Source organism: Gracilibacillus phocaeensis (assembly GCF_900626275.1).
GTDB lineage: Bacteria > Bacillota > Bacilli > Bacillales > Amphibacillaceae > Gracilibacillus > Gracilibacillus timonensis.
The window spans coordinates 1-5,718 of the sequence record NZ_LR131137.1 but is presented as its reverse complement, the minus strand read 5'-3'; the positions used below and the strand labels follow the sequence as shown (position 1 = coordinate 5,718).

Below are 5,718 nucleotides of genomic sequence, written 5' to 3'. Positions count from 1 at the left end.
TAAAAGATGAACACAAAAAGAGTAAGGAACAAAAGAAGCAAGAACGCGAGGAAACCAAGTTTGATCATAAGAAGATACTGGTCGACCTAGCCTACGAAAAATATCGGCATCATCCCATGTATCTTTCTGCCTTATTGTATTTTATTGATTATATCATGAAGCTACCAGACGAATTACAGGAACAATTTTACGAATCATTACCCATCATCCAAAATGAGAAGGAGGGCAAAAACATTATGGGAATGGAAAAATTAAGAGACACCCCGACATTTGGCCGACTGATTAGAGAGATTGAAGAAGCAGCTACAAAACAAGGATTGGAACGTGGGATGGAACAAGGGATAGAGCAAGGCATAGAGCAAGGCATGGAACAAGGCATGGAACGCGGAATGTTAAAAGCAGAACAAAGGGTTGCCAAAAAATTGATTGAAAAGAATTATTCCGATGCAGAAATATCAGAATTAACTAGCCTTGAGCTTCAGGAAGTAACGAAGCTTCGGAAATCACTTGAGCATTAATGTCAAAACGAAACAAGTGGATCGCTTGTTTCGTTTTTCGTTTATGCTTTAGAAAATTTAAAGAGTGCATTATCCGTCATTGTAAACAATCTTTTCAATAAACGGTAATATATTCAGAAATTTTCAAAATATATATTATCTATCTGCACAGACCTAGCATTACTCTAGCACATAAACTCTCTTTCAAATGATTCCTTCTCAGTGTTTAAATGACATGATCATCAAAATTCACTTGGATAATCTTCTCGGTTCATCATGTAAATAATTTCACCTTCCATATCCTCAAAATCATCCGCATCGTTTGTTTGTTTAACAAAGAGTGCATTGTTTTCATCGTCTCTATCTTCAAAAACGACATAATGATTGGCTCCATCCACTTCCACCCGATAATATCTAGTAGAGTTCATAACCCCTGCCACATTCTGAGAAATCTCAAATGTTTCTTCCTTGTCACTCTCATCAGTGATAGTTAGGTTTTTTTCTTCTGAAAAATGAAGCATGGCTTGTTCTCCTGTATCCGATAGTCCATACCAATCACCAGCATATGTATCGGATGGTTTACAGCTTATTAGTAGAATCAGTCCGCATAACATCATGACTGTCTTGATTAATTTGCTTGTCATATGTATGTAGTCCCCTTTTTCAATATGAATATTACTTTGTTTTTGCTTTTATTGGTATAAAAATGTCAATCAATCGTCTTTTTCCATTGTTTCAGGAGCTTCTCCGATTCTATAACGACATCCTCAGCAATAGTCTCCAAAGAGTTCAAAACTTCTTCCAATGCGGCATTGACCCTACCATTCTCAAATTCTCCTAACGGTTCTGGTAGTTCCTCTTCGTCTAATACTGCATATTCTCCGCTCGGCGTTTTAACAATATCTATAATCAAGTCTTCAAATGTCACAACACGATGCGTAATTTTCGTCTGTTGAACAATGTTAATATACAAACCCAAGAGTTGGTCATCGCTATCTCTGAATACGTAAACATTATAAGACTTGTCGCTCCAATAAAAAGCGAACGTATAACTGCCTTTGGGGATTCGGAGTATCGAATGATTTACTTGCATGGTAAAAGGAGACTCAATTTTGTGATACAAAACAGCCTTTTTGCCGGCATAAATCCTAATTTCCCTACATGGGTATTCCACCACTGAATTATCATATCTGATTTTTCTTTCAATAACAGAATTATTATCCATTTCACTCCCCCTTTTTATCCATATGGATACAGAAAAGAAATCGTATGCTCGGCTAAAAAATCCTTTTATTTATCACAGTGCTAACCGTCCGTAAGACCACACTCCAAGATGACAAAAGTTCAAAGAAGCCAAGTGAACTTCATGGATGGCAGTTTTGCTTTATATGATTTTTTATCAATGAAGAGTTCACTTCTATCTAGAAGCCAGCTCACCTGTGAGTTCTGAGATCTTAATCATATGATTAGCACGTGACATGATTTCCAAATGATAGTGTTAATTTATTTACTAACTTAGGAAATCTCCTTCCATTATATCATCCTTATGAAATGATGGATATATAGAAACTAAACTGGAAAGATGAGAAATATTGCATGATAGATTATCCTAACTGCCGTTGAAATACCTTATTGGCAATCAAATAAGTGATGATCATAACCCCTACACACCAAGCAAGTGCAGTCCAGATACCACTATCTACAACACCTTCGTACAAAAGGGCTCGAATTGAATTCACGATGGAAGTTACGGGTTGATGCTCCGCAAACGCACGAACAACCTTCGGCATGGTTTCAGTAGGAACAAAAGCTGAACTGATAAACGGAAGGAAAATCAATAGATACGAATATGATGTCGCCCCTTCCATCGATTTTGCAGTTAATCCAGAAATAACCGCTAACCAGGTCAATGCCAGTGTAAACAACCCCAATATGCCAACTACAGCGAGCCATTCCAGAATATCAGCGTTGGAACGAAACCCTAACAAGAGTGCTACGAGAATAACAATCATTACAGTAAGCAGATTGGAAATAAATGAGGTTAATACATGAGCCCATAATACCGACGATCGCCTGATGGGCATAGTAATAAAACGCGCCATTAGACCGCTCTTTACATCGGTAAATAACCGCAAAGAAGTGTACGCGACTCCTGATGAAATAGTGATTAATAAAATTCCAGGTAAAAGAAAATTGATATAGTTTTCCATACCTGTCTCTATCGCTCCACCAAATACATAGACAAACATTAACATTATCATAATTGGTGTAACCGCAACGGTGATAATCGTATCGGGGCTACGTACAATATTGCGCATTAAACGTCCTGCTAACACACTTGTTTTACTTTCCATTGGTTTCAACTCCTTTTCTACGTACAATCTCAAGGAAAATTTCTTCTAATGTCGGCTGTTTCTCAATGTATTCTACTTTCATTGGTGGAAACATTCCCTTAAGCTCGGCAAGGGTACCGGTCGTAATGATTTCTCCACCATGCAGGATAGCGATGCGGTCAGCTAGTTGTTCAGCTTCCTCCAAGTACTGGGTGGTCAACAATATGGTTGTACCACCATCAGCCAACTCTTTCACGATATCCCAGACCTCCATTCTTGCTTCAGGATCCAGCCCTGTCGTTGGCTCATCTAGAAAAATCACTGTTGGCTGCCCAATCAAGCTCATCGCGATATCAAGCCTGCGCTTCATTCCACCAGAATATTTATCTACACGAAGGTTAGCTGCGTCCGTCAAACCGAATCTCATAAGCAGATTGTCAGCAACTTGATATGACTTGGGAATTCCCCACAACTTGGCAATCATAATTAGATTCTCCCTCCCCGTTTGCATACTATCTAAAGCTGTAAATTGTCCTGTCATACTGATGTTTTGTCTAACTAGATCTGGCTGTTGTTGCACATCATAGCCACAAATACTTCCTTTTCCGGCATCGGGAGATAGCAACGTCGAAAGAATATGGACCATTGTCGTTTTACCTGCTCCATTTGAACCTAATAATGCAAATATTTCGCCACGTGATACCTCAAAATTTACTCCCTTTAACACTTCCTTGTCTTTAAAAGATTTTTTTAATCCATTGACTAAAATCGCTTCATTACTCATGATTTTTCCTCCCTTGTATAAACCATAACAAGCATTTTTATTTTATTATCACTCTACTTAGCATTACAGGTATTCAGTAATACTTATTACCAAGGTAAAGAAGAAAGGAAGGCTACAGGTCATCATTCCTATTTTTAACTAACTATTCAGTAAGGTACAGCACTGCCCATTTTATTAATACTTAACCTATCGTACTCCTATTTACCATAAATCCATTTCTTACTTTCCACAACTACCACATATCACCTTTTCCGTGTGATTTCTTTTGTTTTAAGTTCCTCCATTTGTTTCGAAATAAAATCCCATTTATCCCAAAAAAACTCAAGCTGCTTTTGTCCTGCTGCATTCAAGGTGTAAAACTTTCGTGGTGGTCCGACATTAGATCGCTTTTTTTCGATATCTACCAGATTATTCCTTTCCAGCCGCATGGTAATGGTATAAACAGTGCCTTCCACTACATCATTAAACCCAAGTTCCCGTAGCTGCTGTGTAATTTCATAACCATACGTTTCCCCGCGACTGATGATTTCAAGTACACACCCCTCAAGCACACCTTTCAGCATTTCTGTAATATTTTCCATATGCATCACCTATTTATGTTCATTATATTTTTATGTTGCCTACAAATTTCACAGTCGATTTTTTTGATGGATTGATTCTTGATAGAGATCGGCGTATGTTGTAGAATCCTCCATCAAGTCATCGCAGAAAGCAGCGACATCCATTCCAGTAACCTCGAGTACTCCTTTTCCAGCAGCTGCTCCTTCTTCCAAAAAGCTCAGAATCTCCGAGAGTAGTCCTATGTCTTCGTTTAGCTCAACAGGACCGACTTTGAATAGATATTTTTGAATCTCTTTATAGACGATCTGATAATCCTGTGGAAGTGCTTTGACACGAGAAACATGGGCCTTCCATTCTTTTTTTCCTTCGATGATTTTTTTGATATTCATTTCAACCCTCCTAATTTCTTCGCAACATTCTTATTGAGTTGATCACGCCATTTATCCCGATATGTTTTTGCTCCTTCTTCCCCAACCAGCGCTGCGCAAAATCCTTTGATATCATCTCCCAATACCTCTTCAACACTTTGACCGTCTGCAGCTGTAACTTCCAGCAATTCAAGCGCACTATCAAGAATCGGCATCAGGTTACGGCCAGTGAAATCTCCATGAACCCAGAGGTTACTGACCATTTCCTTCCAAGCCGTTTGATAGTCGAACGGTAATACTTTAGATCGTGCGTCCAACTCTTTCATTGCTTTTGTCATATCGCTGCCCGTTATTTTTTCAAAAAAGTTCATGATAATCTCCTTTTTAGTACAGGTATTTAGTGTTACTAAGTACATGTATATAGTAATACATAGTAGATAAATAAGTCAAGTACATTTTTTGCAGCACGCTTGATTAAATAACTAAGGTGCCGTCTCGTGTTCTTCTCATTTCAAAAACCCTCAGCATAGTAGAATTTTTTTGATAAATCCATACTACATCGAGGGTTTGCATTGCTAATATCAGGTCGTTTGCCAGATAAAAATCAACAGTTACGCCCATACAGATAAAAGTGTTTTTTTAAAGCTATCATAGACATATTGCCAAAAGGTTGCATCTTCTCGATAGCTTGTCGTTAGTTTCGAGATGAATTCCTTTTGTCTTTCTTCAAAGCTCGGGTCTTCTTTCGGTGGCAGTGTCGCACGGGCTTTGTCAACCATTTCTTGTACTTCAGGTGCTCTTGGTCCCCATTTTCCAATTACTTCACCCTGGCTATTCAGAATCAGCACAATCGGTATCGCTCTGCCACCATTGGTTAAATGTCGATCAATTAAATCTGCATTCTCATCTCGTAATACAACCCGCGACTCAATATCAGCAGCCTCGGCAATCTTGCGGATTACCGGATTAATCATCATCGCATCGCCACACCAGTCCTCCGTGATGGTTAAAAATTGAATATCTTTCCCTTCTAGTTGTTCGACCAGTCTGTATTTGGCAAGTAAAAAATGTATGAAATGGCATTTAAATTTGTATGCCACTTGCCACCTCTAATTACTCATGTAATAAAGATTCTTTGTAACGGAAACTGTCTCCGGTAAAAAGCAATAAATGCG

The 5,718-nt window shown here is 38.5% G+C and carries 8 protein-coding genes and 1 pseudogene; 1 reads left to right on the top strand and 8 read right to left on the bottom strand.

Translation table 11 applies throughout. The annotated features are described in order from the left end of the window. A pseudogene (locus E0E32_RS21955) lies at window positions 1-518 on the top strand (hypothetical protein); the annotation flags it as partial. Between the two features lie 221 nt (window positions 519-739). Here E0E32_RS21955 and E0E32_RS00110 read toward each other — a convergent pair. From E0E32_RS00110 to E0E32_RS00075, 8 genes are all read right to left on the bottom strand, one after another. Next, entirely contained in the window at window positions 740-1,141 is a 402-nt protein-coding gene (locus E0E32_RS00110) for a hypothetical protein (protein WP_130858608.1), read from the bottom strand. A 65-nt stretch (window positions 1,142-1,206) separates the two neighbouring features. Continuing rightward, entirely contained in the window at window positions 1,207-1,722 is a 516-nt protein-coding gene (locus E0E32_RS00105) for a ribonuclease FAU-1 family protein (RefSeq protein ID WP_066185555.1), read from the bottom strand. Between the two features lie 379 nt (window positions 1,723-2,101). Beyond that, window positions 2,102-2,851 carry an ABC transporter permease gene (locus E0E32_RS00100; protein WP_130858607.1) on the bottom strand — a complete coding sequence of 250 codons (750 nt, stop codon included), beginning with the start codon at window positions 2,849-2,851 and terminating at the stop codon, window positions 2,102-2,104. After that, window positions 2,841-3,614, bottom strand: a complete 774-nt coding sequence (locus tag E0E32_RS00095) for an ABC transporter ATP-binding protein (protein WP_130858606.1) — start codon at window positions 3,612-3,614, stop codon at window positions 2,841-2,843. Before E0E32_RS00095 ends, E0E32_RS00100 begins: the two co-directional genes overlap by 11 nt. Window positions 3,615-3,856: 242 nt before the next feature. Next, entirely contained in the window at window positions 3,857-4,195 is a 339-nt protein-coding gene (locus tag E0E32_RS00090; RefSeq protein WP_130858605.1) for a PadR family transcriptional regulator, read from the bottom strand. Window positions 4,196-4,243: 48 nt separating this feature from the next. After that, window positions 4,244-4,564, bottom strand: a complete 321-nt coding sequence (locus E0E32_RS00085) for a DUF1048 domain-containing protein (protein WP_130858604.1) — start codon at window positions 4,562-4,564, stop codon at window positions 4,244-4,246. Further along, window positions 4,561-4,914, bottom strand: a complete 354-nt coding sequence (locus E0E32_RS00080) for a DUF1048 domain-containing protein (protein WP_130858603.1) — start codon at window positions 4,912-4,914, stop codon at window positions 4,561-4,563. Before E0E32_RS00080 ends, E0E32_RS00085 begins: the two co-directional genes overlap by 4 nt. Before the next feature lie 240 nt (window positions 4,915-5,154). Beyond that, the gene (locus E0E32_RS00075) at window positions 5,155-5,643 is read right to left on the bottom strand and encodes a thioredoxin family protein (RefSeq protein WP_130858602.1); all 489 of its coding nucleotides are present in this window, start codon (window positions 5,641-5,643) and stop codon (window positions 5,155-5,157) included. Window positions 5,644-5,718: the final 75 nt, after the last annotated feature.